Source organism: Streptomyces sp. NPDC097129 (assembly GCF_055668065.1).
Window position 1 is genome coordinate 52,010 of the sequence record NZ_JBVOQE010000009.1, and the last position, 24,578, is coordinate 76,587.

Annotated in this window: 26 protein-coding genes; 16 read left to right on the plus strand and 10 right to left on the minus strand. The window is 72.8% G+C overall.

What is annotated here, in order from left to right:
• Nucleotides 1–93 precede the first annotated feature (93 nt).
• Nucleotides 94–1,464 carry an alpha-lytic protease prodomain-containing protein gene (locus AC0B9F_RS24890; RefSeq protein WP_472006209.1) on the minus strand — a complete coding sequence of 457 codons (1,371 nt, stop codon included), beginning with the start codon at nucleotides 1,462–1,464 and terminating at the stop codon, nucleotides 94–96.
• Nucleotides 1,465–1,902: 438 nt separating this feature from the next.
• Here AC0B9F_RS24890 and AC0B9F_RS24895 point away from each other — a divergent pair, with 438 nt between their 5' ends.
• The gene (locus tag AC0B9F_RS24895; RefSeq protein ID WP_472006211.1) at nucleotides 1,903–2,544 is read left to right on the plus strand and encodes a class I SAM-dependent methyltransferase; all 642 of its coding nucleotides are present in this window, start codon (nucleotides 1,903–1,905) and stop codon (nucleotides 2,542–2,544) included.
• On the opposite strand, the gene AC0B9F_RS24900 is transcribed toward AC0B9F_RS24895, so the two are convergent.
• The gene (locus AC0B9F_RS24900) at nucleotides 2,474–3,763 is read right to left on the minus strand and encodes an amidohydrolase (RefSeq protein ID WP_472006213.1); all 1,290 of its coding nucleotides are present in this window, start codon (nucleotides 3,761–3,763) and stop codon (nucleotides 2,474–2,476) included. The two genes, AC0B9F_RS24895 and AC0B9F_RS24900, sit on opposite strands and share 71 nt — an antisense overlap.
• Nucleotides 3,764–3,925: 162 nt before the next feature.
• Here AC0B9F_RS24900 and AC0B9F_RS24905 point away from each other — a divergent pair, with 162 nt between their 5' ends.
• From AC0B9F_RS24905 to AC0B9F_RS24930, 6 genes are all read left to right on the plus strand, one after another.
• Nucleotides 3,926–5,389 (plus strand): aminotransferase class I/II-fold pyridoxal phosphate-dependent enzyme, encoded by a 1,464-nt coding sequence (locus AC0B9F_RS24905; RefSeq protein ID WP_472006215.1) that lies wholly within the window; start codon nucleotides 3,926–3,928, stop codon nucleotides 5,387–5,389.
• Nucleotides 5,390–5,486: 97 nt separating this feature from the next.
• The gene (locus AC0B9F_RS24910) at nucleotides 5,487–6,161 is read left to right on the plus strand and encodes a hypothetical protein (RefSeq protein WP_472006217.1); all 675 of its coding nucleotides are present in this window, start codon (nucleotides 5,487–5,489) and stop codon (nucleotides 6,159–6,161) included.
• Nucleotides 6,158–6,403, plus strand: a complete 246-nt coding sequence (locus tag AC0B9F_RS24915) for a BON domain-containing protein (RefSeq protein WP_472006219.1) — start codon at nucleotides 6,158–6,160, stop codon at nucleotides 6,401–6,403. Before AC0B9F_RS24910 ends, AC0B9F_RS24915 begins: the two co-directional genes overlap by 4 nt.
• A complete protein-coding gene (locus tag AC0B9F_RS24920) occupies nucleotides 6,400–7,164 on the plus strand; it encodes a metallophosphoesterase family protein (RefSeq protein WP_472006221.1) in 765 nt (254 codons plus the stop codon). Before AC0B9F_RS24915 ends, AC0B9F_RS24920 begins: the two co-directional genes overlap by 4 nt.
• 15 nt (nucleotides 7,165–7,179) lie before the next feature.
• Entirely contained in the window at nucleotides 7,180–8,151 is a 972-nt protein-coding gene (locus tag AC0B9F_RS24925; protein WP_472006223.1) for a hypothetical protein, read from the plus strand.
• Nucleotides 8,152–8,329: 178 nt separating this feature from the next.
• On the plus strand, nucleotides 8,330–9,202 hold the full coding sequence (locus AC0B9F_RS24930) for a trypsin-like serine protease (RefSeq protein ID WP_472006225.1): 873 nt from the start codon (nucleotides 8,330–8,332) through the stop codon (nucleotides 9,200–9,202).
• 60 nt (nucleotides 9,203–9,262) lie between these two features.
• On the opposite strand, the gene AC0B9F_RS24935 is transcribed toward AC0B9F_RS24930, so the two are convergent.
• The gene (locus tag AC0B9F_RS24935) at nucleotides 9,263–10,039 is read right to left on the minus strand and encodes a chitosanase (protein WP_472006731.1); all 777 of its coding nucleotides are present in this window, start codon (nucleotides 10,037–10,039) and stop codon (nucleotides 9,263–9,265) included.
• 284 nt (nucleotides 10,040–10,323) lie between these two features.
• Entirely contained in the window at nucleotides 10,324–11,058 is a 735-nt protein-coding gene (locus AC0B9F_RS24940) for an anti-sigma factor antagonist (RefSeq protein WP_472006227.1), read from the minus strand.
• Between the two features lie 130 nt (nucleotides 11,059–11,188).
• Between AC0B9F_RS24940 and AC0B9F_RS24945 the strand changes: the two genes are divergently transcribed.
• From AC0B9F_RS24945 to AC0B9F_RS24955, 3 genes are all read left to right on the plus strand, one after another.
• Nucleotides 11,189–11,536 (plus strand): helix-turn-helix transcriptional regulator, encoded by a 348-nt coding sequence (locus tag AC0B9F_RS24945; protein WP_472006229.1) that lies wholly within the window; start codon nucleotides 11,189–11,191, stop codon nucleotides 11,534–11,536.
• 117 nt (nucleotides 11,537–11,653) lie between these two features.
• Nucleotides 11,654–12,712, plus strand: coding sequence for an ABC-2 transporter permease (locus AC0B9F_RS24950; RefSeq protein ID WP_472006231.1), 1,059 nt, complete (start codon nucleotides 11,654–11,656; stop codon nucleotides 12,710–12,712).
• 76 nt (nucleotides 12,713–12,788) lie between these two features.
• Nucleotides 12,789–13,319 carry a DoxX family protein gene (locus tag AC0B9F_RS24955; RefSeq protein ID WP_472006232.1) on the plus strand — a complete coding sequence of 177 codons (531 nt, stop codon included), beginning with the start codon at nucleotides 12,789–12,791 and terminating at the stop codon, nucleotides 13,317–13,319.
• A 129-nt stretch (nucleotides 13,320–13,448) separates the two neighbouring features.
• On the opposite strand, the gene AC0B9F_RS24960 is transcribed toward AC0B9F_RS24955, so the two are convergent.
• The 5 genes from AC0B9F_RS24960 to AC0B9F_RS24980 are packed head-to-tail and all read right to left on the minus strand — an operon-like array spanning nucleotide 13,449 to nucleotide 16,261.
• On the minus strand, nucleotides 13,449–14,312 hold the full coding sequence (locus tag AC0B9F_RS24960; RefSeq protein ID WP_472006234.1) for an alpha/beta hydrolase fold domain-containing protein: 864 nt from the start codon (nucleotides 14,310–14,312) through the stop codon (nucleotides 13,449–13,451).
• A gap of 14 nt (nucleotides 14,313–14,326) precedes the next feature.
• Nucleotides 14,327–15,313, minus strand: coding sequence for an amidohydrolase family protein (locus AC0B9F_RS24965; RefSeq protein ID WP_472006236.1), 987 nt, complete (start codon nucleotides 15,311–15,313; stop codon nucleotides 14,327–14,329).
• Nucleotides 15,310–15,552, minus strand: coding sequence for a DUF1427 family protein (locus AC0B9F_RS24970; RefSeq protein ID WP_472006238.1), 243 nt, complete (start codon nucleotides 15,550–15,552; stop codon nucleotides 15,310–15,312). The genes AC0B9F_RS24965 and AC0B9F_RS24970 overlap by 4 nt, the downstream gene beginning before the upstream one ends.
• Nucleotides 15,549–15,695, minus strand: coding sequence for a DUF1427 family protein (locus AC0B9F_RS24975; protein ID WP_472006240.1), 147 nt, complete (start codon nucleotides 15,693–15,695; stop codon nucleotides 15,549–15,551). Before AC0B9F_RS24975 ends, AC0B9F_RS24970 begins: the two co-directional genes overlap by 4 nt.
• Before the next feature lie 5 nt (nucleotides 15,696–15,700).
• Nucleotides 15,701–16,261, minus strand: coding sequence for a quercetin 2,3-dioxygenase (locus AC0B9F_RS24980; RefSeq protein WP_472006241.1), 561 nt, complete (start codon nucleotides 16,259–16,261; stop codon nucleotides 15,701–15,703).
• Nucleotides 16,262–16,399: 138 nt separating this feature from the next.
• On the opposite strand from AC0B9F_RS24980, the gene AC0B9F_RS24985 reads away from it, so the two are divergent.
• Together AC0B9F_RS24985 and AC0B9F_RS24990 are read left to right on the plus strand one after the other, a co-directional pair.
• The gene (locus tag AC0B9F_RS24985) at nucleotides 16,400–16,852 is read left to right on the plus strand and encodes a MarR family winged helix-turn-helix transcriptional regulator (protein WP_472006243.1); all 453 of its coding nucleotides are present in this window, start codon (nucleotides 16,400–16,402) and stop codon (nucleotides 16,850–16,852) included.
• A 64-nt stretch (nucleotides 16,853–16,916) separates the two neighbouring features.
• The gene (locus AC0B9F_RS24990) at nucleotides 16,917–17,603 is read left to right on the plus strand and encodes an alpha/beta fold hydrolase (protein ID WP_472006244.1); all 687 of its coding nucleotides are present in this window, start codon (nucleotides 16,917–16,919) and stop codon (nucleotides 17,601–17,603) included.
• A gap of 56 nt (nucleotides 17,604–17,659) precedes the next feature.
• On the opposite strand, the gene yicI is transcribed toward AC0B9F_RS24990, so the two are convergent.
• Nucleotides 17,660–19,930 (minus strand): alpha-xylosidase, encoded by a 2,271-nt coding sequence (gene yicI / locus AC0B9F_RS24995; protein WP_472006246.1) that lies wholly within the window; start codon nucleotides 19,928–19,930, stop codon nucleotides 17,660–17,662.
• Nucleotides 19,931–20,157: 227 nt separating this feature from the next.
• Between yicI and AC0B9F_RS25000 the strand changes: the two genes are divergently transcribed.
• From AC0B9F_RS25000 to AC0B9F_RS25015, 4 genes are read left to right on the plus strand one after another with little or no spacing between them, the layout of a single operon-like run.
• On the plus strand, nucleotides 20,158–21,375 hold the full coding sequence (locus AC0B9F_RS25000) for an ABC transporter substrate-binding protein (RefSeq protein ID WP_472006248.1): 1,218 nt from the start codon (nucleotides 20,158–20,160) through the stop codon (nucleotides 21,373–21,375).
• A 12-nt stretch (nucleotides 21,376–21,387) separates the two neighbouring features.
• A complete protein-coding gene (locus tag AC0B9F_RS25005) occupies nucleotides 21,388–22,335 on the plus strand; it encodes a carbohydrate ABC transporter permease (protein WP_472006250.1) in 948 nt (315 codons plus the stop codon).
• Between the two features lie 7 nt (nucleotides 22,336–22,342).
• Nucleotides 22,343–23,179, plus strand: a complete 837-nt coding sequence (locus AC0B9F_RS25010; protein ID WP_472006252.1) for a carbohydrate ABC transporter permease — start codon at nucleotides 22,343–22,345, stop codon at nucleotides 23,177–23,179.
• A 17-nt stretch (nucleotides 23,180–23,196) separates the two neighbouring features.
• The gene (locus tag AC0B9F_RS25015) at nucleotides 23,197–24,576 is read left to right on the plus strand and encodes a GH1 family beta-glucosidase (protein WP_472006733.1); all 1,380 of its coding nucleotides are present in this window, start codon (nucleotides 23,197–23,199) and stop codon (nucleotides 24,574–24,576) included.
• Nucleotides 24,577–24,578: the final 2 nt, after the last annotated feature.

The window sequence follows — 24,578 nt, forward strand, 5'->3', positions numbered from 1 at the left end:
CCATGGGTGAGGCCCGAGCCCATGGGCGGGGCCCGGGCCCGGCATGGGTGCGGCACCCCGGTTTCCCGGGGTGCCGCACCGGTCAGGCCTCGCTCACACGCGCTGCCACAGCGCCGGGGTGTTCTCCGGCGCCCAGGCGCCCTGCGCCTGGTGGGACTGCAGGCACTGGTAGCGAACCTTGCCGTACGTCACGGTCGCGCCCGTCTCGTACACCCGGCCCGTGGCCCACGCGTCGGCCGCCGTGTCCTGCGGCAGGGGGGCGTTGTTCTGGGCCGTGGCCGTCACCAGGGTGAGCCCGAAGTCGCTCAGTGTCGGGTTGATCGGCTGGAAGAACGTCGTGCCGCCGCTCGTGCAGTCGCCCGAGCCGCCCGAGGTCGTGCCCTGCGCCTGCGCGCCGGCCATGTACGGGCCGCCGGAGTCACCGGGCTCGGCGCACACCGTGGTGCGCGTCAGGCCGTTGACCGTGCCCTCCTCATAGGTGACGGTGGCGTTCTGCTCCTGGATCGTGCCGCAGTGCCAGCCGGTCGTCGAACCCGAACGGCACACGGACGCGCCGACCAGCGCCTCGACGGACCCGGCGACGTTCACCGTCGCCCCGCCCTCGCCCCGCACCGTGGGGGTGACGGTCCAGCCGCTGGTGACTCCCACCCAGGACATGTCCTTGCCCGGGAAGGTGGAGGCCTGGAAGGTGCCCTGCTCGGTCCCGTTGGGGTCGGTGGTCGTGTCGCCGGGCTTGCCGCAGTGGCCCGCGGAGGCGAAGCCGTTCTGCTCGCCCTTGGTGACGGAGAAGCCGATGGAACAACGGAACTCGTTGTTGATGTGGTAGGCGTCGCCGCCGACGATGTCCGCCAGCGCGCGGGGCCGTTCCTTCGACACCCGCACGGTGACCTGCTTCGAGGGCACGCCAGCGGCCTTGACCAGGGCGTTCCCGGCCTGACGGGTGGTGGCCTGGACGACGACGTGGTTGGTGCGCACATCGACGTACCGCACCGGCGTGGCCACGGCCTTCGCGCGCAGGGCGGCCTGGTCCAGCTTGTCCTTGACGGCCCGCAGGTCGCTCAGCGACGTCTTGACGACGACGGCCTTGGCGCCCTGGGCGCGGATGGCGGAGGCATCCGCGGAGCGCGTGGTGGCGACCGTCAGCTGGGCCGAGGTGGTGCCCTTGACCCAGGCGCCGGCGAAATGCGCGCCGAGGGCGTTGTGCAGCCGGCCCGCCCGGGTGCCGGCCTCGGCCTCGTTGACCAGGCGGGCCGTGGCCTGCGCGGGGGTCAGCCTCAGGTCACGCTGGAGTGCCTGCAGCATCGCCGCCGAGGGCCGGTCCGCCCCGAGCGTCTGCGCCGCGGACGGGAGCGGACCGGGGGCGGGCGGCGTGGCGCCCGCCGCGGGGTGGACCGCGGCCAGGGCGAGAGCGCCGGCCGCCACCAGGGCGGCGCGGCCGGTGCGCGCGGTGTGTCTGCCGACCATACGAAGGGCCTCCTTGGGCTCACACGAGGGGTACGCGACGTCGGACGTCGTGGCCATAGGCTTTGCCACGACGTCCGCGCCGCATGGCGCCGGCGGAGGGGTTTCCCGCGATGGGGGACGCAAGAGACGGCAAGTGCAGTAGGCGGCCCGGTTCAGCGCGGGCGGCGGGCCGGCGTCGACGGGGGCCGCGAGGGGAAGAGCGGGGCCCGGGGCCGTCCATGACGCGGCCTCGGCGTCGTCGTAAAGGTGGCCCACGACGACCCTCACCCACACGTACGCGCAGCAGTGGGCCGCCGGGCGAGCGCCGCGCCCGGGGAGCGCAGCCGGGCCGGGATCCGTTCGAGCCGGTCTCCGGGGGCTCCACGCGCGTAGGGTCCCCCGGGGGTGGGCAGATCCGGTGCGCACCCGGCGGATCCGGCAGCACAGTCAGGAGGCACCGTGAGCGATTCCGAGGAACGGCCACCGGCGGCGGTGGTGTTCGACGCGCTGGGCGCGGACTACGAGAAGGCGTTCGCCGCGTCGCGGGCCCATCTGGCGTCGCTGGACTGGCTGCTCGGGCGCCTCGCGCCGGGCAGCCGCGTGCTGGACGTGGGCAGCGGCACCGGCCGGCCCACCGCCGCCGCGCTGGCCGGGGCGGGCCATGAGGTGCTCGGCGTCGACGTCTCCCCCATCATGGTGTCCCTCGCCGCCCGGCAGGTCCCCGGCGCGCGCTTCCGACACGCCGACATCCGGGAACTTCCGCTGGAGGACACCGCGTTCGACGCCGTGTGCGTGTACTTCTCACTGCTGCAGATGTCCCGGCGGGAGCAGACCGAGGTGGTCGGCAGGCTGGCGCGGGCCCTGCGCCCCGGCGGCAGCATGGTGCTCGCCACGGTCCCGGCGGACGTCGAGGACGTGCCGATCGACTTCATGGGGCAGCCCGTGCGCGCGACCAGCTTCGGCGCCGAGGACTTCGCCGCGCTGGTCCGCTCGGCGGGCCTGACCGTCCTGGCCCGCCACGCCCGGGAGTTCACCCCGGCCCACGCCTCGGCCGTGCCGGAGCCGCATCTTTTCCTGTACTGCTCGAAGGCGGAGGGCTGACGCCCGCCGTGCCGTGCGGCCCGCGCGCGGACGGCTGACTTGCGTCGTCCTTACGGTGCCGTGCCCATGCGGACGTCCGCAGGCCGGCGTCGAGCAGGACGTCCGCCGCCGTGCACGCGAGGGCCTGCGCGGCGGCGGTCAGCACCGCGCGGGCCCGGGGCGAGGCGGCCGCCCGGGCGAACTCGGGGGTGTGGTCGGAGCCGTCCGCGTCCATGATCGCGACGAAGGGGTGGATGGCGGGCACCCGGGCGCTGACGTTGCCGATGTCCGACGATCCCAGCTGGACGCCGGGCACGGGCGGTGTGAGGGTGATGCCGGCCCGCGAGACGTGCGCGGCGAACCGTTGCGAGAGGACCTCGCTGTCCTGGAAGTGGTCGTAGCGGACGGTGACCCGCTCCATCTCCGCACGGGTCCCCGTGGCCCGCGCGACGCCCTCGGCGCACTCCCTCAACTGGTCCACCAGCGCGTCCAGTTCCGTCGCCGTGGCGGCGCGCAGGCCGAAGCGGCCCTCGGCGTACTCGGGGACGATGTTGGTGGCGGTGCCGCCGTGCGTGACGATGCCCTGCACATGGGAGGCCGGCGGCAGGCGCCGCCCGAGCGCGTGCACCACGTTGAACAGCTCGATCAGCGCGGCCAGCGCGTCGATCCCCTCGGTCGGGTTGCCGGTGGGGTGGGCCGCGCGCCCGTGGAAGCCGACCCGGTACTGCACCTGCGCCGTCAGCGGGGCGCGCGCCCAGTCGTACACCCCCGGATGGAACATCAGCGCGGCGTCGACCTCGTCGAACACGCCCGCCTCCACCTCCAGGGCCTTGCCGCCGCCGCCCTCCTCGGCCGGGGTGCCGACGGCGAGCACGCTGCCGTGCGCCCCGCCGAGCACCGTGTGCAGGGCAAGGGTGGCGCCCAGGCCGGCGGCGGCGATCAGGTTGTGGCCGCAGGCGTGGCCGAGGCCGGGCAGCGCGTCGTACTCCAGCAGCAGGGCCACCGTCGGCCTGCCGTGGCCCGAGCGGGCGGTGAAGGCGGTCGGCATGCCCGCCACCTCCCGCCGCACGCTCAGCCCGGCACGCTCAAGCTCGCCGGTGAGCAGGCAGGCGGCCCGGTGTTCGGCGAAGGCGTACTCGGGCTCCGCGTGCAGCCGCAGGGCGACGTCCCACAGGGCGTCGGCCCGTCGGGCCACGTCGGCGCGCAGGGCGTCGTGGACGCCGTCCGGTGTCACAGTCACACGTCCTTCCGGGGGCAGCGGTCGTGGCGGGACGGGTTCCAGGGTGCGCCGCGCTGACACCCTCGGAGTTTCACTCGCCGTGGCGGTGCAACACGGTGAGTACGGCCGCTCCGAGCGGCCGTACCGGCCCACGGCCGGTGACCCGTGCGACCGGGAGGAACCATGGACCATTCACGTGCCCCTGTCCTGGAGGCGTTGCAGGAGTTCCGGCGCCGAGGCGACATCGCCTACGGCCCGCCGGGCCACAAACAGGGACGGGGCGCGGATCCGCGCGTGGTGGACGTCGTCGGGATGGACGTCTTCCGCTCCGACGTGCTCAGCCTCAACGGGCTGGACGACCGCCGTCAGTCGCAGGGCGTGATCGGCCAGGCGCAGGAACTCATGGCGGACGCGGTCGGTGCGACGGAGGCGTTCTTCTCCACGTGCGGCAGCTCGCTGTCGGTGAAGACCGCGATGCTCGCCGCGGCCGGGCCCGGCGAGAAGCTGCTGATCTCCCGCAACGCGCACAAGTCCGTGGTGGCGGCCGTCGTCGTCAACGGGGTCGAGCCGATCTGGGTGCACCCGAAGTTCGACACCGAGCGGCATCTCGCCCATCCGCCGGAGCCCGACGACGTGCGCAGGAAGCTGCGCGAGCATCCGGACGCCAAGGGGATGCTGCTGATCACCCCGACCGACTGGGGCTCCTGCGCCGACATCGCCGGCGTGGCCCGGGTGTGTCACGAGTTCGACGTGCCGCTCATCGTGGACGAGGCCTGGGGCGCGCATCTGCCGTTCCATCCCGGGCTGCCCGCCTGGGGCATGGACGCCGAGGCCGACCTGGTCGTGACGAGCGTGCACAAGATGGGCGGGGCCATCGAGCAGAGTTCCGTCTTCCATCTGCAGTACGACCGGATCTCCAGCGAGGCGCTCAAGCAGCGCGAGGACCTGCTGGGCACCACCAGCGCCTCGACGCTGGTGTTCGCGACGCTGGACGGCTGGCGACGGCAGATGGTGGAACAGGGCCACGAGCTGCTGGAGGGCGCGCTCCGCCGGGCGCGGCGTGTTCGTGAGGCGGCCGACGAGCTGCCGGGGCTGCGGGTCATGGGGCAGGAGATCGTCGAGGAGGGGCTGGCCGCCGCCTTCGACCCGCTCAAGATCGTGATCGATGTGCGCGAGCTCGGCATCAGCGGCATGCAGGCCAACGAGTGGCTGCGCGCGAACCGGCACGTGGACATGGGTGGCTCCGACGCCTGCCGGATCAGCGCCTCGATCACCCACGCCGACGACGACACCACCGAGCAGGTCCTCCTGGACTCGCTGCGGGCGCTGGTCGAGAAGGCCGACACCATCGAGCGGCAGCCGGCGGTACGGCTGCCCGCGCCGTCCACGCTGGAGCTGGAGCAGGCGATGCTGCCGCGTGAGGCGTTCTTCGCACCGGTCGAACACGTGCCCGCCGAGCGCGCCGCGGGGCGGATCTGCGCCGAGACGATCAGCCCGTACCCGCCGGGTGTCCCGGTGATCGCGCCCGGCGAGGTCATCACCGACGCGGTGCTGGACTACCTGCGCAGCGGCGTCGAGCACGGGATGCTCATCCCGGACGCGGCCGACTCGACGGTGGCGACCCTGAGGGTGGTGGCCCGGCCGTGATCCGTGTCGGGGCCGGAGCCCCGGGTACTTGGAATCCGCTACGGAGTGCGACGAGCGGGGTGGCGCGGTGCACCCCGCCGCGCCGAAGGGAGTGGTGATGACGCAGCACGGTGACGACCCGGCCCCCGCCCGGCACACCTCGGGCGCCGGCCTGCGGCTGGCGACGGTGCTGCCGCCCGAGGTCACGGGGACGCATGACCTGCCGCGGGACCGTACCCAGGCGATCCTGGAGGCGACCAAGCAGGTGGGCGCGCTGCTGAAGCAGCAGGGCCACCGGTTCGCGCTCGCCGGCAGCGTCGCCGCCTACGCGCACGGCGCCGGCACCAACCTCCAGCACGACGCGGACTTCTGCGTCCGCGCCGAGGACGCCGAGGCGGTCGCCGCCACCCTGCGCGAGGGTGGTCTGGAGGTGCTCACCCCGCCGGAGGACTGGCTGCTGAAGACGGAGTGCTTCGGGCAGTCGATCGACATCATCTTCGCGCTCGCGCACCGCCCGGTGACCACCGAGATGCTCGACCGGGCCGCGGAGATCCCGGTGGAGTCGGTCGTCATGCCGGTGCTGTCGGCCACCGACCTCGTCTCCAGCCTGGTCTCCGCCTTCTCCGAGCACTACTGCGACTTCGGCGCGGTCCTGCCGGTGGCCCGCGCGCTGCGCGAGAAGGTCGACTGGGAGCAGGTGCGGCGCGAGTGCGGCGAGGAGCCGATGCCCGAGGCGTTCCTCTTCCTCCTCGAACGCCTGAACGTGATCGCCCCGCAGAAGGAGCACCCATGAGCACCATGGACTACCGCGTCGCGCATCTGCGCGAACGTCTCGCCGAAGGGACGCTGGCCGAGCTGGGCGTGCAGGTCGTCGTCCACGGCGAGTCGGTCCTGGTGACCGGAACCGTACCGTCCGCGCACTGCCGCGACGAGGTCGCGCGTCTGGTGGGCGAGGCACTGGACGGCCTCACGGTGCACTGCGACCTCGTCGTCGCCGAGGCGTCGTCCCCCGACCAGGCGGAGGAGCTGGCATGATCCGCATCGCAGCCGTCGGAGACATCCACATGGGCCCCGACAGCCAGGGCGTGCTGCGGCCCGCCTTCGAGACCCTGCCCGACTGCGCCGACGTGCTGTTGCTCGCCGGTGACCTGACCCGGCACGGCACGCCGGAGGAGGCCCGCGTGGTGGCGCGGGAGATCGCGGACGTCGGGGTTCAGGTGGTCGCCGTGCTCGGCAACCACGACCACCACGACGAACGGCCCGAGGAGGTCACGGCGATCCTGAAGGACGGCGGCGCGCACGTCCTGGAGGGCGAGGAGACCGTCGTCGACTGCCCCGCCGGCCGTATCGGCGTGGCCGGCACCAAGGGCTTCGGCGGCGGCTTCGCCGGGCGCAACGCCGGGGAGTTCGGGGAACCGCTGATGAAGGAGTTCGTGCGCTACTCGCGCCGCTGCGCCGACGGGCTGCGTACGGCGCTGGAGCGGCTCGCCGGGCAGGACTGCGCCGTGCGGATCGCGCTGACCCACTTCTCCCCCGTGCCGGACACGCTCGCCGGCGAGCCGCTGGAGATCTACCCCTTCCTCGGCAGCTATCTGCTGGCCGAGGCGATCGACGAGGCGGGGGCCGACCTGGCGGTGCACGGGCACGCGCACGCGGGCACGGAGCACGGGATGACGAGCGGCGGGGTGCGGGTGCGCAACGTCGCCCAGCCCGTGATCGGGCGGGCCTTCCACGTGTACCACCTGACCGCGCCGGACCGGGTGCCGGCCTCCGCGGGGGCGGAACCCGCGCGCTGACGCAGGGACGCACCGGTGGACCTGGACACCGTCGCCGACGAGCTGTACGGGCTGCGGCCGCAGGAGTTCACCGCCGCCCGCAACACCCGTGCGGCGGCGGCCCGTACGGCCGGTGACCGGGCGCTCGCCGGTGAGATCGCCCGGCTGCGCCGCCCGAGCCTGTCGGCGTGGGCCGCCAATCTGCTGGTGCGTGAGCGGCCCGACGCGGTCGCGCCGCTGCTGGAGCTCGGCGAGGGGCTGCGGCAGGCGCACCGCGAGCTGGACGGCGGGCAGTTGCGTGAGCTGACGCGCCGGCAGCGCTCACTCGTCGGCGCGCTCGCCCGGCAGGCCCGGCAGCTCACCGCCGACGCCGGGCATCCGATCGGTGACGACGCCCAGCGCGAGGTGGAGGCCACCCTGCACGCGGTGCTCGCCGACCCGGACGCGGCACGCGCGTGGGCCGCCGGGCACCTCGTCAAGGCGCTGGAGCAGCCGGTGGGCTTCCCCACCGCGGGCCCGGATGCGGTACGCCGGGCGGCCACCGCGGGCCCGGTTGCCGTACGCCGGGCGGCCACCGCCGTCCCGGCCGGCACCGGGGACGCGGGTGAGGACACGGGCGGGGGTACGGCCGGCGGCACGACGAAACGGACGCCCGCCCCGGCCTGCCAGGACAAGGCGCGGGAGGCCGAGCGGCGCCGCCTGCTCGAACGGGCCCGTAAGGAGGCGGAGGGCGCGCAGCGGGAACTGGACGCGGCGGAGAAGGAGGCGGCGGACCTCGTCTCGCAGGCCGACGCCGCCGAACAGCGCGCACAGGAGCTGCGCCGGAGCGTGAGCGAGCTGCGCGAGCGCCTGCAGCAGGCCGAGGAGGAGCAGCGCGAGGCGCACGCCCGTGAAGGCGAGGCCCGTGAGCGGGCCCGGTCCGCGGAGCGCCGCCTGCGTGAGGCACGGCGCCGCGCGATGACGGCGGCGACGAAACGGGCGGAACTGGAAGGCGCGGACGGGACCTGACGTACGGCGGACGAGACGGCGCGGACGGGCCCAGATTCCATGAGAGCGGACTGGGCCCGAGCCATGAGAGCGGGTCGGATCGGTCGTGTCCATGTCTTGCCGTCGGCGCGCCCAGGCGATTCAATTCCCTCACCTCCCACAGGAGAACGCCTGTCCACACCCAGCGAAGGGGTTCTTCTTGACCGCGCTCCGCATCACCGCCGTGACCGCGGCGGCCTGCGCCACCGTGCTCGCCGTCGCCGTGCCGTCCTCGGCGATCAACTCCTACAACGCCGCGCCCGCGCCGGAACGCACCGAGGTCGGCGCGCTCGTGGCCACCTGGGACGACGACGGCGACCCGGGCACCCCGGACCGGGTGGACTGGGTCTGCTCCGGCACGATGATCGACGCCGACACCTTCCTGACGGCGGCGCACTGCACCACCGACTGGCCCGACGACGTGCGCTTCTACGTCTCCCTCGACCAGGACGTGCAGTCGGGCCTGGACGCCGCCGCGCGGAAGTACCCCGGCGCCCCCGCCGCCCAAGCCCGCGCCGTCGGCATCGAGGGCACGGCCCACACCCACCCCGACTACCCGGGACCCGCCGCGGACCCGCACGACATCGCCGTGATCGAACTGCCGGCGGCCGGGGCGGCCGCCCGCTGGAGCTTCACCCCGGCCACCCTGCCCACCGCGAACCAGCTGGACACGCTGGGCCCGCAGGAACTGAACGCCGCCGACTGGCTCGTCGCCGGGTACGGCACCCAGGAGGCGGTCAACGGACCCGGCGGCCAGACCCACCCGGGCGGCGGCGTCCGGATGAAGGCACCGGTGTCCTTCAACGCGCTCAACAAGGCGTGGGTGCGGCTCGGGATGACGGCGCCGCAGGGCAACGGCGGCGCCTGCTACGGCGATTCGGGCGGCCCCAACTTCGCCGTCCTCGGCGGCAAGCGGGTGCTGACGTCGACGACGATCACCGGTGACACCCCGTGCTACGCCACGAACGTCACCTACCGGCTGGACACTCCGGGCGCCCGGGCCTTCCTGTCGCCCTTCGTGAAGCTGCCGTGAATCCGCCGTGAGGCAGCCGGCCGGAGCAGCGCGGACGGGACCGTGTGAGCCGCCCGCCGGTCAGCCGATGTGGTAGCTGTCGCCGTAGACCTTCCAGTCCAGCGGCGGATCGAGGTCGAGGTTGCCCTGGCGCAGGAAGACCCGTTGCGCGGTGTCGACACGGCTGGTGTCGCTGTGGGCCTCCTCCTGCTTCATGGCCCACACGCGCGCGTCGAGGAACGCGTCGAGGTAGCGCACCTCGTCGCCGCCCTGCGCGGGCGGCTCGGCCTTGCGCAGGGCCCGCTTGCGGATGCCGGAGAAACTGGTGGGGTCGTCGCCGTCGCCGTGCATGACGAGGGCGTCGTAGTAGCAGAACTGGCCGAGCACACGCAGCCCGTCGCTCTGGCCCCGGCGGACGGCCGGGTCGAAGTAGACGCGGTCGCGCTCGTCGTTCTGCGCCTGCTGGAAGGCGCTGTCGCGGGCGGCCCTGCGCCAGTCGCCGGGGAAGTCGGGGTCCAGGCCCGCGTGCGAGGCGCTGCCGTTCACCCGCCGCAGGGCCGGCAGATAGCGCGCGAGCACGTTGCCGGGCGTGCGGTCGGTGTAGAGCTGGACCAGGTCGAGCATGTCACCGGTGCCGGAGCAGAAGCCGATGATGCCGGCGGTGTAGCCGCGGCCGTCGCCGATGTCCTCGATGTACTGGTACTGCGCCTTCCAGTCGAGCGAGGAGTTCTCCGCGCTCGAGACGAGTTTCATGGCGATCTCCTTCTTCGCCGGGTCGTCGAGCCCGGTGGCGGACGCCGGGGCCGCCGTGGCCCGGGAGACGCCGAAGAAGGAGGCTGCGGTGAGGGCGCCGGTCATGGCGAGAAGGGTACGCCGGCGCAGGCCGGACTCCGGGCGGGGATGCGTCACGGGGACTCCAAGGAAAAGTGGGGGGTGGGGAGTTGAACCGTGGTGCCACTGATAGGAAGGTTTACTATCAGAGCGCTTCGCCCGTAACCCGGGGGCGGTGAAGTTCGTGTGATCGGACAAAGCCGGGAGCTGCGCGCGTGATCAACGCGTCACGACGTCACCCGGGAACCGTGCGGCCCGCGCGCGCCTCGAAGGCGCGTGCGGCCGGCACGCGCCTTCGAGCTGACGATTCGTCAGCCCTTCAGGGGCTTCGGCGTCTCGCCGGGCGCGGATGAGGTGACCTTGGCGACGGCCGCGGACAACTGCTGCTGGACGGGGTCGGCCAGCGCCTCGCCGTGCACCGTGTCCACCAGATCCCTGGCCAGATGGTGGAGCTTGGTGTTGGTGTTCTGGGAGGCCGTGACCAGCACCGTCCAGGCGTCCTCGGCACTGAGCCCGAAGGAGGCCATGAGGATGCCGCGGGCGAGGTCGATCACCGGCCGGGTCTGCATCGCCCGGCGCAGTTGCACGACCTCGACGCGGAGGTCCTCCAGGGTCTCGTCGTCCGCTGTCGCGGACTCCTCCACGTCGTCGTCCTCGGCGAACAGGGGGAGGGTGCCGGTCAGTTCCATCAGCCGCAGGACCGCGGGTGAGGCGCCGGCGAGCACGAGGGACTTCCCCTCGTCCAGGGCGCGGCGCCGGTGGGTCAGCAGCACGTTCAGCGCCGAGCAGTCACAGAAGTCGACCCCGGACAGGTCCAGTTCGACGTCTCCGAAGGACAGGGCCAGGGCCGCACGCAGCGCGCGGTCCAGCTCGTCGTCGGCGTCGAGATCGAGTTCACCGCGCAGCGTGACCCGTACGCGCTCACCCTCGGTACGCACGTCGATGAGCGGCAGACCCTGGGGGCGCGCGGGTGACACGCCCGTCGCGACCGTGTACCCGAGGCCGTTCCCGGCAGAGGACCGCTCCTCGTACGCAGGCTCCGGCATGACCGCCTCCCCCGGTCAATGATGACCGTCTCTCGCTCCAGGCTCCCCCGAACACAGCAACACGTCAACCTATACACGAAATCTGCTTCGGGTTTTTGAATACACGAACCGATGGCCCTAGAATCGCCCCATGGAGGGAGTGCCTGAGCCGCACACCGGGTGGACGTTCCTGACCAATCACGCCCGGGTCCTGGCGGCCATCGCAGATAATCACAGTGCGCGCATCCGCGACATAGCGGCGCACTGCCGGCTGACGGAGCGAGCCGTCCAGAAGATCATCGCCGACCTGGAGCAGGACGGCTACCTCTCGCACACCCGTGAAGGCCGCGGCAACATCTACAGCATCGATCCCGCCAAGGTGTTGCGGCACCCTGCCGAGGCCGGGCTGACGGTGGCCTCGCTGCTCTCGCTGCTCGTGCAGGACGAGGCGGACCGGTCCCGGTTGCCCAGTGTGGCGGGGAAGGCGGACAGCGGCTGACCACCCACGCGACCTGCCCGCCGTACGCGCGCGGCGCCCCTCCAATGCACTGCCATCTCGTGCCGGTCCGTCCCGGATGTGTCAGGGTCGTGCCTGGCTGGAGGGAGGGTGCGCGGGATGGCCGACACGCCCCACGGTGGTCACGGCAGGCCGCCGACACGTGCGCAGCGCTGGGACGCGTTCCGGCACTCCCCGTTCCTGCCGGCGTCCGTCCTGCTGCTGATCCTCGCGGCCGCCGCCGGGCTGTTCGCGGGCTCCTACACGTACTCGATGGCCAACCCCACGCCGCACTCCATCCCCTCGGCCGTCGTCGGTTCCTACCAGCAGGCCCGGGGCCGCGCCTTCCTCGACGGCATGGAGAAGGCCCTGAACGCCTCCGTGAAGGTGCACACCTACGGCACGGTCACCCAGGCCCGGCAGGCGCTCGACGAGCAGAAGGTGTTCGCGATCTTCGACGTGCGCGGGGACGGGCGCAGCGTGACGCTGGACGTCTCCGGCGCCTCGGGCGCCTCCGTCGCGCAGGTGCTGTCCGAGACCGCGCCGGTGGTGGGGCGCACGACCGGGGTGGCCGTCACCGTCCGCGACGTCAATCCGCTGGAGAAGGGTGATCCGCGCGGGCTGGCCATCTTCTACATCTCCCTGGCGGCCGTGATCATCGGTTTCGTCGGCGCGATCCAGCTGAGCGTGCACGCGCGGGCGCTCACCCCGGTGGAGCGGATCGCGTTCACCGTCGGGTACGCGCTGCTCGGGGGCTTCGCGATCGCCGCCGTCGTGGACTGGCTGCTCGACGCCGTCCATCTGCCGTTCCTGGAGTCGTGGCTGATCCTGGCGCTGACGATGTTCGCGTCCGGCATGGTCTTCACGATGTTCAACACACTGATCGGGCGCTGGGCCATGCTGCCGACGTGGGGGCTGATGGTGCTGCTGGGCAACCCCTCGTCCGGCGGCGCGGTCTCCTGGCCGCTGCTGCCGTCCCCGCTCGGCACGATCGGCCGCTGGCTGCCGCCCGGCGCCTCGGTGAGCGCCCAGCACACGGCCGTGTACTTCGCCGGGCACCAGCACGCGTTCCCGTTCCTGGTGCTGGCCGGGTGGGCGCTGCTGTCGTGCGCGGTGTTCTGGACCTGGCGGCACCGGCATCCCGGCAGCCGCGAACGCAAGCCCGCCCATGCGACGTGACGAGGGGCGCGCGCATGGCCCCGTCCGCCGCCGGGAACCCGGTGATCACTGTCCGTCCCACCTTTGGAGAGTTGCCATGAGTGTGCTGCGCCTGGTCGGCCGTCCCCTGCTCGCGTCCATGTTCGTCTCCGGCGGACTGAACTCCCTGCGCTCCCCCGAGAAGGTCGCCCCGGCCGCCGAGCCCGTCGTCGGTCCGATCAAGAAGCGGGTGCCGCTGCTGCCCGAACGCACCGAGCAGGCCGTACGGCTCAGCGGCGCGGTGCAGGTGGTGGGCGGCCTCATGCTGGCCACCGCGCGCATGCCCCGGCTGGCGGCGCTGGCCATCGCCGGGACGCTGGTGCCGACCACGCTCGCCGGACACCGTTTCTGGGAGGCGGAGGACCCCGGGGAGCGGGCGCAGCAGCGCATCCAGTTCCTGAAGAACCTGTCCATGCTGGGCGGGCTGCTCATCGCGGCCGACGACACCGGCAGCGCCCCGTCGCTGCTGTGGCGTGGCCGGCACGGCGCCCGGGACCTGAGCCGCGAGGCGCATCTGGTGCGCCGCACCGCTCGGGCGACGGCCCGGCCGGCGGCGGCCGCGGCTGCCCTGCGCGCCAAGGTGGGCTGACTCCGCCTCGATGCCGGGGCCTCGTTACGCCTTCTCGATGCCGCGGCCTCGTTACGCCCCTCGATGCCGCGGCGTCGGTGCGCCTCCCCCGGTGCGTCTCCCCCGGTACGCCTCCTCGACGCCGCCGCCTCAGCGTCGTCGTGCGACCCGCGCGGCGAACGCCACGGACTGGGTGAAGACCTCCTCCACGACGGTCTCCGGCGCCCCGATCCACAGGTGATCAGCGCCCGGTACGGCGTGGAAGGTCACGTCCGCGCCGGCCGCGCCGAGGGCCGCCGCGAACGCCTGTGACTGGGCGACGGGGACGATCGAGTCGTCCTCGCCGTGCAGCAGCAGGAACGGCGGCGCCTCCCCGGTGACGTGGCCGGCCGGGGACGCCTCCCGGGCGCGGCCGGCATCGTCGGCGGGGGCGTGGCCGAGCAGCAGCGCCTCCGGGCTGTGGGCCGCCGCGCCGGTGAGGTCGGCGGGGCCGTACCAGACCACGCATCCGGCGACCGGCCCGGCGGCGGTGAGGGCGTGCAGGGCCGCCAGATGGCCGCCCGCCGACTCCCCCCACAGCACCGGGCGCCCGGCGTCCACGCCCAGTTCGCCGCTCCGGGTGCGCAGCCAGGCGAGGGCGGCGGCGAGGTCGTCCTGCTGGGCCGGGTGCACGGCCTCGCCGCTGAGCCGGTAGTCGGGGCAGGCGACGGCGAACCCGGCCCGGACGAGACGGGCGAACGGCGACGGCCGCCACGCGCGCAGCCGCGGCCCCATGTCGTCGCGCAGTCCGGTGCGCCAGGCACCGCCGTGGACGAACACCACGACCGGCAGGGGCCGGGCGGGCGGGCCGGCGGGCAGCCACAGGTCGAGTTCCAGGGGGCGGCTGCCGTCGCGGACGCAGTAGGGGACGGCACGCAGCAGCCGTACGCCCTCCTCGGCGGGGACGGCGGGCGGCAGGGGGAGGGTCGCCGGGTCGGGGGGCGCCAGGTGTGCGGCGACCTCGGGTGCGGGCACGGGGGCTCCAGGGGTCAGCGGGGCGGGCGGGCCAGGGCGCGGCGGGCGTTGGCGGTGGTCAGCGACTGCCAGGTGGCGCCCGGGACGGGGACCTCGGCGGCGCGCACGGACGCGAGGTGCGCGTCGACGCCGTGGGCCGGGGTCCAGCAGTAGTCGCTGCCGTAGAGCAGGCGGTCGGGGCCGACCAGGTTCAGCAGCGCGGGGATCTGGCGCGGGAAGGCGGGGCCCGCCATGTCGTAGTAGAGGCGGCGCAGTTGGGTCACGGCGTCCGGGGTGTCGGTCCGGTCGGGCTGGAAGAGCCGCAGGAAGCCGTTGACGCGGTCGGCGAGCACGGGAAGGGCGCCGCCGCAGTGCGGCACGATCACCCTCAGGTCCGGGTGGCGCTCGAGGACGCCGGCCAGGAGCAGGTCGGTGACCGTGCGGGCGGTGTCGAAGACGAACTCGATCATCGGCCGGGGCCGGCCGAGCGCGAACTGCTCCCAGCACACCGGGGAGGTGGGGTGCAGGAAGACGGTCACCGCGCGGCGGTCCAGCTCGGCGAAGAGCGGCTCGAGGCGGGGGTCGCCCAGGTAGACGCCGTGGCTGTTGGTCTCCAGGACGACACCGTCGGCGTCCAGGACGTCGAGGGCATGGGCGAGTTCGGCCAGGGCCGCGTCCACGTCGGGCAGCGGCAGGGAGGCGAAGAAGCCGAACCGGCCCGGGTGGTCGCGGACGATGCCGGCGGCGTCCTCGTTGACCTCGCGGGCCAGGCGGCGGGCGGCGACGCTGTCGCCGAAGTGCACGCCCGGCGAGGACACCGACAGGATCGCCGTGTCGATGCCGCCCCGGTCCATCAGGGCCAGGTGTGCTTCGGCCGACCAGGCGGGCCAGGCGGGGACGCCGTCGGGGTGCACGTGTCCGGCCGCCGTGGCCTGCCGGATGTAGGAGTCGGTGACGAAGTGCGCGTGGACGTCGACGAAGCCGGGTGCGCCCGGGCTGTCAGGGCGGTCAGTGGGGGTCATGGGGTTCCTTTCGGGCGAGGCGTGGCGTGGCGTGCGCGCCACGCGGTTCCGGCCCGCTCCCCCATCACGATGCCGAGCAGACCGGTCAGACCGAGCAGGGGCGGTGCGGGTGACGGAGTGTCGAGGGCCCAGTACACGGCGCCCGCCACCGCGCCCGCGGCGAAGGCGACGGCGGCGCGCCGGGCGTGGCCGAGGCCCTTCACGGGGCCGGCCGGGAGGACGCGGCCGGGCGACGTCACAGCGCCGCCAGGAGGGCCTGCCCCGCGACCATGCCGAGCAGGCCGAACAGGGCGACGGGCGGCGGGGCGGGCGACCTCACCCGCAGCGCCGCGTACAGCAGGCCCACCACGAGGCCGGCGCCGAGGGCGCGCGCGAAGGACACGGCGGTCAGCTCCCCGTGCGCCACTGGTGGCCGGGCAGGAAGGTGACGTCGTAACGCTGCGGCACGGTGGCGAACTTCTCCGGGGCGGGCACGAACGGCCGGGCGGGCAGGCCGAGTTCGTCGGTGGGCGTGCCGAGCGACTCGAAGAAGCGCTCGAAGGTGCCGCCGGGCCCGGCCGCCACGCCCACGACCTGGCTGTGGTGACGCTCGATGCGGTAGGCGTGCGGGCAGTTCTTCGGGACGAACCCGAAGTCGCCGGCGGTCAGGAGCTTTTCGGTCTGTTCGCCCCGGAGGTCCTCCACGAAGACGCGGATCGCGCCGTGCGTGACGTAGAAGACCTCGTAGGTCTCGGGATGCAGATGGGCCGGGATGAGGTCGCCCTTGGGGCCCTCGACGGTGAAGAAGTTGAAGGCGTTCTCGGTCTGCGGGCCGCCCGCGTAGACGGTGACCAGGTCGCCGAAGAGGTGGGCGCGGTCGCCCATCCCCTTCTCGACGAAGTACGGCGTGCCCGGTTCCGCCGGGATCAGGGAGCCGGTGCGCCGGCGGCCGGCGAACTCGATGGTCATGGGGAGCCTCCAAGAACAACAGCGATGTCAGGCGGCCTGACAAGTAGACGTCAGGGTACCTGACAATCTGTGGATGGCAATCCCCCTCGCGCCACCCGCGGCCCGTATGCTCGGTCTCCGACCCACCCCCGAGGAGCCATGACCGACCCCGCAGACCCCGCACCGAACATGGCGCTGCTGCTCGCGGACGCCCGCCGCTGGTTCGAGGACGCCCTGTTCGCCAGCATGCGCGCCGCCGGCGAACAGCCGGTGACCAGCGCCCAGGGGCTGGTCTTCGCCAGCCTCGACCCGGAGGGCACCACGGTGTCCGACCTCGCCCGCCGGATCGGGGTGACCCGGCAGACCGCCCACCAGGCCGTCCACGGCCTGGTCGCGCTGGGGCTGCTGGAGCAGGTGCCCGACCCCGCCTCCGCCCGCACCCGGCTGATCCGTATCACCCCGGAGGGCGAGCGGGTGCACGCCCGCGCCCAGGCCACCCTCGCCCGGATCGAGGAGGTGCTGGCCCAGCGGATCGGTGCGGAGCCGGCCGCGGCGCTGCGCGCGGCACTCAGCCTCCCGCGCGGCCAGCCGCCGTTGGTGAGCGCCCCCTGACAGCCGCTTCTGCGGACAGCGAAGTGCGGGCCGGGGGCGGCTGCGCCACGGCTAGCCTGCGGGCATGGTGGATCATCACACGGTCGACGTGAACGGCATCCGGCTCGCCTACGAGGCGTCCGGCCCGGCGGACGCCCCGCCCGTCGTCCTGCTGCACGCACTCGGTGAGCGCGCCGGCGGCTGGCACGCGGTGGCGGGCGCGCTCGCCGCCGAGAGGCGGGTGTACGCCCTCGATCTGCGCGGGCACGGCCGCAGCGCATGGCCGGGGACGTACACGCTGGAGCTGATGGCGTCCGACGTGCTCGCCTTCCTGGACGCCCTCGGGCTCGGCGCCGTCGATCTGGTCGGGCATTCGCTGGGCGGGGTCGTCGCCCATCTGCTGGCTCAGGAGCATCCGCACCGGGTGGCGCGGCTGGTGCTGGAGGAGGTGCCGGCGCCACGGCCCCGGACCCCGGCGGTGCCGGTGCGCCCGGACGGGGAGCTGGGTTTCGACTGGGACGTGGTGACGGCCGTGCGGCCGCAGCTCGACACGCCCGATCCGGCCTGGCTGGAAGGGCTGGCCCGGATCACCGCCACGACGCTCGTCGTGGCCGGCGGGCCGGCCAGCCACCTCGCGCAGGACGGCGTGGCGGAGCTGGCCCGGCGCATCCCGGACGCCCGGATGATCACGATCCCGGCCGGCCACATGATCCACGACGAGGCGCCCGCCGACTTCACCCGGGCCGTGCGGGAGTTCCTGACCCCGGCCTGACCACCCGGGCCGGCCGGTACGAGGGCCCCGCCCGAGCCGGTCCCGGCCTCAGCCGCTCAGCCCAGCGGTACGGCCACCTCTCCCACGCCGGTCGCGCTCGCACCGCCCGCGACCCGCACCGTGAACGGCCGGTCGGTGCCGTGGGCGGTGACGCGCAGCCGCTCGCCGTCGCGCCGCACCTCGAAGCCGGCCGCCGGGGTGCCGGTCAGGTCGGGGACGGTGACCTCGGCCCGGTACGCCGGGTCGGCGGTGGGGTGCACCAGCAGGGTCGGCGCGTCCAGCCAGTCGCCGTCGGGCCGGCTGCCGTCCGACCCCAGCGGCAGGACGGCGCCCTCACGGACGTACAGCGGCAGGCTGTCGTAGCCGTGCCGTTCGGTGCGCCAGACCGGGCCGGTGACCCGCTCGCCGGTCAGGAGCTGGGTCCAGGCGCCCGCGGGCAGATACACCTCGGCCTCGCCGTCCTCGGTGAAGACGGGCGCGACCAGCAGATCCGGGCCGAGCATGTACTGGCGGTCCAGCGGGCGGCACGCCGGGTCGTGCGGGAACTCCAGGACCATCGGGCGCATCACCGGCACACCGGTGCGGTGCGCCTCGGCGGCGGCGCCGTACAGGTACGGCATCAGGCGGTGCTTGAGGAGCGTGAAGCGCCGGGCGACCTCGACGGCCTCCTCGCCGAAGCGCCACGGCACCCGGTAGGAGTCGGAGCCGTGCAGCCGGCTGTGCGAGGAGAGCAGGCCGAAGGCGAGCCAGCGCTTGAACACGGCCGGGTCGGGGGTGCCCTCGAAGCCGCCGATGTCGTGGCTCCAGAAGCCGAAGCCGCTCAGCGACAGGGACAGGCCGCCGCGCAGCGACTCCGCCATGGCCTCGAAGGAGGACCAGCAGTCGCCGCCCCAGTGCACCGGGTACTGCTGGCCGCCCGCGGTCGCCGAGCGGGCGAACAGCACGGCCTCGCCCTGGCCGCGCTCCTTCTCCAGCAGTTCGAACACGGTCCGGTTGTACAGGTGCGTGTAGTAGTTGTGCATGCGCTGCGGGTCGGAGCCGTCGTGCCAGACGACGTCGGTGGGGACGCGCTCGCCGAAGTCGGTCTTGAAGCAGTCCACGCCCTGGTCGAGCAGCGTCTTGAGCTTGCCCTGGAACCAGGCGCGGGCGTCGGGCCCGGTGAAGTCGACCAGGCCCATGCCGGCCTGCCACAGGTCCCACTGCCACACGTCGCCGTTCGCGCGGCGCACCAGGTGACCCAGCTCGGCCGCCTCGTCGAAGAGGGGGGACTTCTGCGCGATGTAGGGGTTGATCCAGGCGCTGACCTTCAGACCCTTGGCCTTCAGCCGGGCCAGCATGCCCTCCGGGTCGGGGAAGACCTCGGGGTCCCACTCGAAGTCGCACCACTGGTACTCGCGCATCCAGAAGCAGTCGAAGTGGAAGACCGACAGCGGGATGCCGCGCTCGGCCATGCCGTCGACGAAGGACATCACGGTCGCCTCGTCGTAGTCGGTGGTGAAGGACGTGGTCAGCCACAGCCCGAAGGACCACGCGGGCGGCAGGGCGGGGCGGCCGGTGAGGGCGGTGTAGCGGGCGAGGACGTCCTTGGGGGTGGGGCCGGCGACGACGTAGTACTCGATCGTCTGGTCCTCGACGCTGAACTGCACCTGCCCGACCGACTCGGAGCCAACCTCGAAGGAGACCGCGCCGGGATGGCTGACGAAGACGCCGTAGCCGCGTGAGGACAGGTAGAACGGGATGTTCTTGTACGCCTGCTCGCTGCTCGTGCCGCCGTCGGCCTGCCAGATGTCGACGACCTGGCCGTTCTTGACGAACGGCGTGAAGCGCTCGCCGAGTCCGTAGATCTGCTCGCCGACGCCGAGCGCGAGCTGGGCGAGGACGTGGTGGGCGCCGTCGTCGGTGGTGGCGAAGGCGGTGCCCTTGCGGCCGGCCCGGGTCAGCTCCCGGCCCTCGGCGTCGTGGAAGCTCAGCGTCCAGGGGGCGGCCCGGTCCAGGCGCAGGGTGAGCGGGCCGCTGGTCAGCTCGGTGAGCGTGCCGTCTTGGCGCACCTCGCCGGCGCCGCCGGGGTCGGCGGCGAGGGCGAAGTCGGGGCCCGGGGCGCGCCGGCCCGCGTGGTGGGTGACGCGCACGCCGATGACGCCCTCGGCCGGCGAGAAGCAGTCGACCGTGAGCAGCGGTGCGTTGAGCGTGTCCCCTCTGCGCGTCACCTTCTGCACGGCGGCGGAGGCAGTGAAGCGCTTCGATTCGACGCGTACGTCGCGCACCTCGGTGGCGTACGCGATGCGGACGCCGTAACGGATGCGCCAGAAGCCGTCGGTGAACTTCATGGTCTTCCTCGCAAGGGGAGGCGGAGGTCGAAAAGGGCCCGCAGGGTGCGTCGCCCGAGGGTGTGGATCGTACATAAAGGCCGTGGATGACGAGCCACGGGTGGGGTCGGTAACCGAACGAACACGGAACAGGGTCTGGCGCCGGAGCCAGGATTGCCGTATTAGTCATCGCAGAAAACAAACTCGTCCGGCGAGGTGACCGGGCGGACGACAGCAAGGTCCACCCTATGTCGAAGCGCTTCAACAACTCGCTCGTCGCGGTGTTGGTGCTGCTCGCCGGTACGGCCCTGACCGGCTGCGGCCAGCAGCGCGACAGCGGTGTCTACACCGTCCTGAACTCCTCGACCGACGAGTCCTACCACCGCTGGGACGCCCAGGCGATGGCCCGCTGCAGCGAGCAGCTCGGCGTCACGATCAGGCAGCAGAGCGTCCCGGCCGCGCAGGTGATGACGAAGGCCCTGCGCATGGCGTCCTCGAAGTCGCTGCCGGACATCGTGCAGTTCGACGCCTCGGAGATGCCGACCTTCGCGGAGGCCGGCGGGCTGGTCGACCTGCGCACGCTGGGGCTGAGCGGCGACGGCGTCCCGCAGGGCATCGTGAACTTCGGGTCCTACCGGGGCACCTACTACGGCGCGGCCCGCTCGGTGAACACGCTCGCGCTGTTCTACAACAAGGACCTCCTCGCCGGGGCGGGCCTGAAGGTGCCCGCCACCTGGGACGAGCTGCGCGTGACGGCGAAGAAGCTCACCGCGGGCAAGCGCTACGGCATCGCCCTCAGCGCGGGCGGCGCGGAGGACGGCGTCTTCCAGTTCACGCCGTTCATGTGGTCCAACGGCGGCGACGAGAGGCGGCTGGACGGGCCGAAGGTCGTGCAGGCCCTGGACTTCTGGAAGGCGCTGCTGAAGGACGGCTCGCTGTCGAAGTCGACGGTCGGCTGGACACAGGCGGACGTCAACGACCAGTTCATGGCGGGCAACGCCGCGATGATGATCAACGGACCGTGGCAGGTCGAGACGCTCAACACCAAGAAGTCGCTGCACTGGGGCATCGCGCGGATCCCGGTTCCCAGGGCGGGCGAGAAGTCCGTCGGCCCGCTCGGCGGCGCGGTGCTGACCGTCCCGAACACCGGTGACACGGCCCGCGAGAAGACGGCCGGGCGCGTCGTCGCCTGCCTGTCCAGCGAGAAGGAGCAGCTCACCTACGCCCTCAACAGCTGGATGGTGCCGGCCAACGCCAAGGCCGCCGCCGTGTGGCGCACGCGCGTGCCGGAACTCGACGCGCTCGCCGACCAGGTGGCCCAGGCCCGCTCGCGGACCGCCGAGCTCGGCGCCGGCTGGTCGAGCGTGTCGCTCGCCCTGCAGAGCGCCTTCCAGTCCGCCCTGACCGGGCAGTCCAGCGAGTCCGCCCTCCAGCGTGCCCAGCAGCGCGCCACGAGCGGGAACTGAGGTACGCGATCCATGACCACGTCCACCGTCACCGCCCCGGCGCCCTCCGCCGCCCGTCCGACGGACACCGCACCGGTTCCGCGCGGGCTGCGGCACCGCCTCGCACAGTGGGGGTTCGTCGCCCCCGCCGTCGTCTTCATGCTGCTGTTCTTCGGCTACCCGCTCGTGCGCAACGTCGTGATGAGCTTCCAGCACTACACGCCGAAGACGTTCTTCACCGGTGAGGCGCCCTTCAACGGCGCCGACAACTGGTCGAACGTCTTCAAGGACGCCCTGTTCGGCAAGGCGCTGTGGCACACGCTCGTCTTCACGGCCGGCTCGCTGCTCGGCCAGTTCGGCATCGGTCTCGCCCTCGCGGTGTTCTTCAACCGGCGTTTTCCGCTGGGCGGTGTCCTGCGGTCGTTGATCCTGTTGCCCTGGCTGGTGCCCATGGTGGTGTCCGGCATCGTGTGGCGCCGCATCCTCGACCAGGACACCGGTGTGTTGAACACCTTCTTGGACACGATCGGCCTCGGCAGCCACACTCCATGGTTGACCAGTCCGCACATGGCCCTGCTGTCGGTCATTGTGGTCAACATCTGGATCGGCATCCCGTTCAACATGGTCATTCTGTACGGCGGTCTGCAGGAGATTCCCGGGGAGCTGTACGAGGCCGCTTCTCTTGACGGCGCGTCGGCATGGCGGACGTTCCGGTCCATCACCCTGCCGATGCTCAAGCCCGTCATCACCGTCGTGCTGGTCCTCGGTTTCATGTCGACGGTCAAGATCCTCGACCTGATCCTCGCCCTGACTGACGGTGGTCCCGCCGACGCGACGCAGACCCTGGGCACGCTCACCTACCAGAACTCCTTCGTACAGCTGGACTTCGGGGCGGGCGCGGTCGTCGGCAACGTGCTGATCCTGATCTCCGCGGTGTTCGCGGTGTTCTACCTGCGGGCCAACCGCACCGAGGGGAAGTGACGTGAAGATGGCCACCGAGACCGCGGTGAGGCAGCACGCCTCGAAGCGCCACTGGAGCTCCACCGTCGTGGGCGTGCTGGTGCTGTGCGTGATGCTGTTCCCGCTGTACTGGATGCTCAACACCGCGCTGCAGCCCGAGGCCGGGCTGCTGGAGGTCGATCCGGTGCCGCACGGCCTGGATCTGTCCGGCTTCTCCAAGGCGCTCGGCGACCAGGGCGGGCATCTGCTGACGTCGCTGGTGGTGTCCCTGGGCGCGGTCGTGATCTGCCTGGCGGTCGCCGCCCCGGCCGCCTACGGGCTGGCGCGGTTCCGGCTGCGCGGCAGCCGCGGCATCGTCTTCGGCACACTGATCACCCAGATGGTGCCGGGCATCGTCATCGCCAACGCCCTGTACAACACCTACGTCGATCTGGGCCTGGTCAACTCCTACGCCGGGCTGATGCTGGCGGACGCCTCGCTCGGCATCCCCTTCTCCATCGTGCTGATGCGCTCGTTCATGGTGTCCATCCCGGGCGAGGTCGTCGAGGCCGCGCAGATGGACGGGGCGGGCCGGCTGCGCACGTTCGTCCAGGTGGTACTGCCGATGAGCCGCAACGCGCTGATCACCTCGGGGCTGTTCGCGTTCCTGTTCTCCTGGAGCGACTTCATGTTCGCGCTCACCCTGAACACCACCGACGACGTCAAGCCGGTCACGCTCGGCATCTACCAGTACATCGGCGCGCACGTCGGCGACTGGGGCTCGGTGATGGCGGCCTCGGTGCTGTCCGCGATCCCCGCCGCGGTCCTGCTCGTTCTCGCCCAGAAGTACATCGCCGCCGGCCTCACCGGCGGTTCCGTCAAGTGACCGCGAAGGCAGCCACCGTGACCGACTTCCCGCGTTTCCCGCCCGGCTTCGTCCTCGGCGCCGCGACCGCCTCGTACCAGATCGAGGGCGCCGTGTGCGAGGACGGCCGCTCCCCCTCCATCTGGGACACCTACAGCCACACCCCCGGCCTGGTCGCGAACGGCGACACCGGCGACGTCGCCTGCGACCACTACCACCGCTACCCCGAGGACGTGGCGCTGCTGCGCGACCTGGGCGTGGACTCCTACCGCTTCTCGATCGCCTGGCCGCGCGTCGTGCCGGACGGCTCCGGCCCGGTGAACCCCAAAGGCCTGGACTTCTACGACCGGCTGGTCGACGAACTGCTCGCCGCCGGCGTCGAACCCGCGGCCACCCTCTACCACTGGGACCTGCCGCAGGTGCTGGAGGACCGCGGTGGCTGGCGGGTGCGCGCGACCGCGGAGCACTTCGCCGCGTACACCACCGCCGTCGCCGAGCGGCTCGGCGACCGGGTGCCGCGCTGGATCACCCTCAACGAGCCCTGGTCCAGCGCCTTCCTCGGCTACGCCGTCGGCCGCCACGCGCCCGGCGCCCGCGAGGGCCGCGGCGCGCTGGCCGCCGCCCACCATCTGCTGGTCGGTCACGGGCTGGCCGTTCAGGCGCTGCGGGCGGCCGGGGTCCGCGAGGTGGGCATCACCCTCAACCTGGACCGCAACCTGCCGGCCTCGGACTCCCCCGCCGACCGGGCGGCGGTGCTGCGCGCGGACACCCAGCACAACCTGGTGTGGACCGAGCCGCTGCTCGCGGGCCGCTACCCGGCGAGTGAGGAGGAGACCTGGGGTGAGCTGATCACCGGTCAGGACTTCCGCCGCGACGGCGACCTGGAGCTGATCGGGCAGCCGCTGGACTTCCTCGGCATCAACTACTACCGGCCGATCGTGGTCGCCGACGCCCCCTACCGGGAGGCCGGCCCGGCCCGGCGCGTGGCGACGGACAACCGGTACGCGGAGGTGCGGCCGGCGGCCCTGCGGCACACGGCGATGGACTGGCCGGTCGCACCGGACACCTTCACCGACCTGCTGGTGGACCTCAAGGAGCGCTACGGCGACACACTGCCGCCGGTGCACATCACCGAGAACGGCTCCGCCGAGCACGACGAGCCCGGCGCCGACGGCGTGGTGCACGACGCGGACCGGGTGGCCTACCTGCGCGACCACCTCGGCGCGCTGCGGGCCGCGATGGACGCGGGCGTGGACGTGCGCGGGTACTACGTGTGGTCCCTGCTCGACAACTTCGAGTGGGCGCACGGCTACGGCAAGCGATTCGGCATCGTACGCGTCGACTACGCCACGCAGCGGCGCACGCCGAAGGACAGCTACCGGTGGTACCGGGACTTCATCGCCGCGCAGCGGGACTGAGC

Excerpts from the sequence above, each read along its gene's own strand:
- AC0B9F_RS24890 (WP_472006209.1), bottom strand. The coding sequence starts at position 1,464 with ATGGTCGGCAGACACACCGCGCGCACCGGCCGCGCCGCCCTGGTGGCG.
- AC0B9F_RS24905 (WP_472006215.1), top strand. The coding sequence starts at position 3,926 with ATGGACCATTCACGTGCCCCTGTCCTGGAGGCGTTGCAGGAGTTCCGG.
- AC0B9F_RS24910 (WP_472006217.1), top strand. The coding sequence starts at position 5,487 with ATGACGCAGCACGGTGACGACCCGGCCCCCGCCCGGCACACCTCGGGC.
- AC0B9F_RS24915 (WP_472006219.1), top strand. The coding sequence starts at position 6,158 with ATGAGCACCATGGACTACCGCGTCGCGCATCTGCGCGAACGTCTCGCC.
- AC0B9F_RS24920 (WP_472006221.1), top strand. The coding sequence starts at position 6,400 with ATGATCCGCATCGCAGCCGTCGGAGACATCCACATGGGCCCCGACAGC.
- AC0B9F_RS24935 (WP_472006731.1), bottom strand. The coding sequence starts at position 10,039 with ATGACCGGCGCCCTCACCGCAGCCTCCTTCTTCGGCGTCTCCCGGGCC.
- AC0B9F_RS24940 (WP_472006227.1), bottom strand. The coding sequence starts at position 11,058 with ATGCCGGAGCCTGCGTACGAGGAGCGGTCCTCTGCCGGGAACGGCCTC.
- AC0B9F_RS24945 (WP_472006229.1), top strand. The coding sequence starts at position 11,189 with ATGGAGGGAGTGCCTGAGCCGCACACCGGGTGGACGTTCCTGACCAAT.
- AC0B9F_RS24950 (WP_472006231.1), top strand. The coding sequence starts at position 11,654 with ATGGCCGACACGCCCCACGGTGGTCACGGCAGGCCGCCGACACGTGCG.
- AC0B9F_RS24955 (WP_472006232.1), top strand. The coding sequence starts at position 12,789 with ATGAGTGTGCTGCGCCTGGTCGGCCGTCCCCTGCTCGCGTCCATGTTC.
- AC0B9F_RS24965 (WP_472006236.1), bottom strand. The coding sequence starts at position 15,313 with ATGACCCCCACTGACCGCCCTGACAGCCCGGGCGCACCCGGCTTCGTC.
- AC0B9F_RS24980 (WP_472006241.1), bottom strand. The coding sequence starts at position 16,261 with ATGACCATCGAGTTCGCCGGCCGCCGGCGCACCGGCTCCCTGATCCCG.
- AC0B9F_RS24985 (WP_472006243.1), top strand. The coding sequence starts at position 16,400 with ATGACCGACCCCGCAGACCCCGCACCGAACATGGCGCTGCTGCTCGCG.
- AC0B9F_RS24990 (WP_472006244.1), top strand. The coding sequence starts at position 16,917 with ATGGTGGATCATCACACGGTCGACGTGAACGGCATCCGGCTCGCCTAC.
- yicI (WP_472006246.1), bottom strand. The coding sequence starts at position 19,930 with ATGAAGTTCACCGACGGCTTCTGGCGCATCCGTTACGGCGTCCGCATC.
- AC0B9F_RS25000 (WP_472006248.1), top strand. The coding sequence starts at position 20,158 with ATGTCGAAGCGCTTCAACAACTCGCTCGTCGCGGTGTTGGTGCTGCTC.
- AC0B9F_RS25005 (WP_472006250.1), top strand. The coding sequence starts at position 21,388 with ATGACCACGTCCACCGTCACCGCCCCGGCGCCCTCCGCCGCCCGTCCG.
- AC0B9F_RS25010 (WP_472006252.1), top strand. The coding sequence starts at position 22,343 with ATGGCCACCGAGACCGCGGTGAGGCAGCACGCCTCGAAGCGCCACTGG.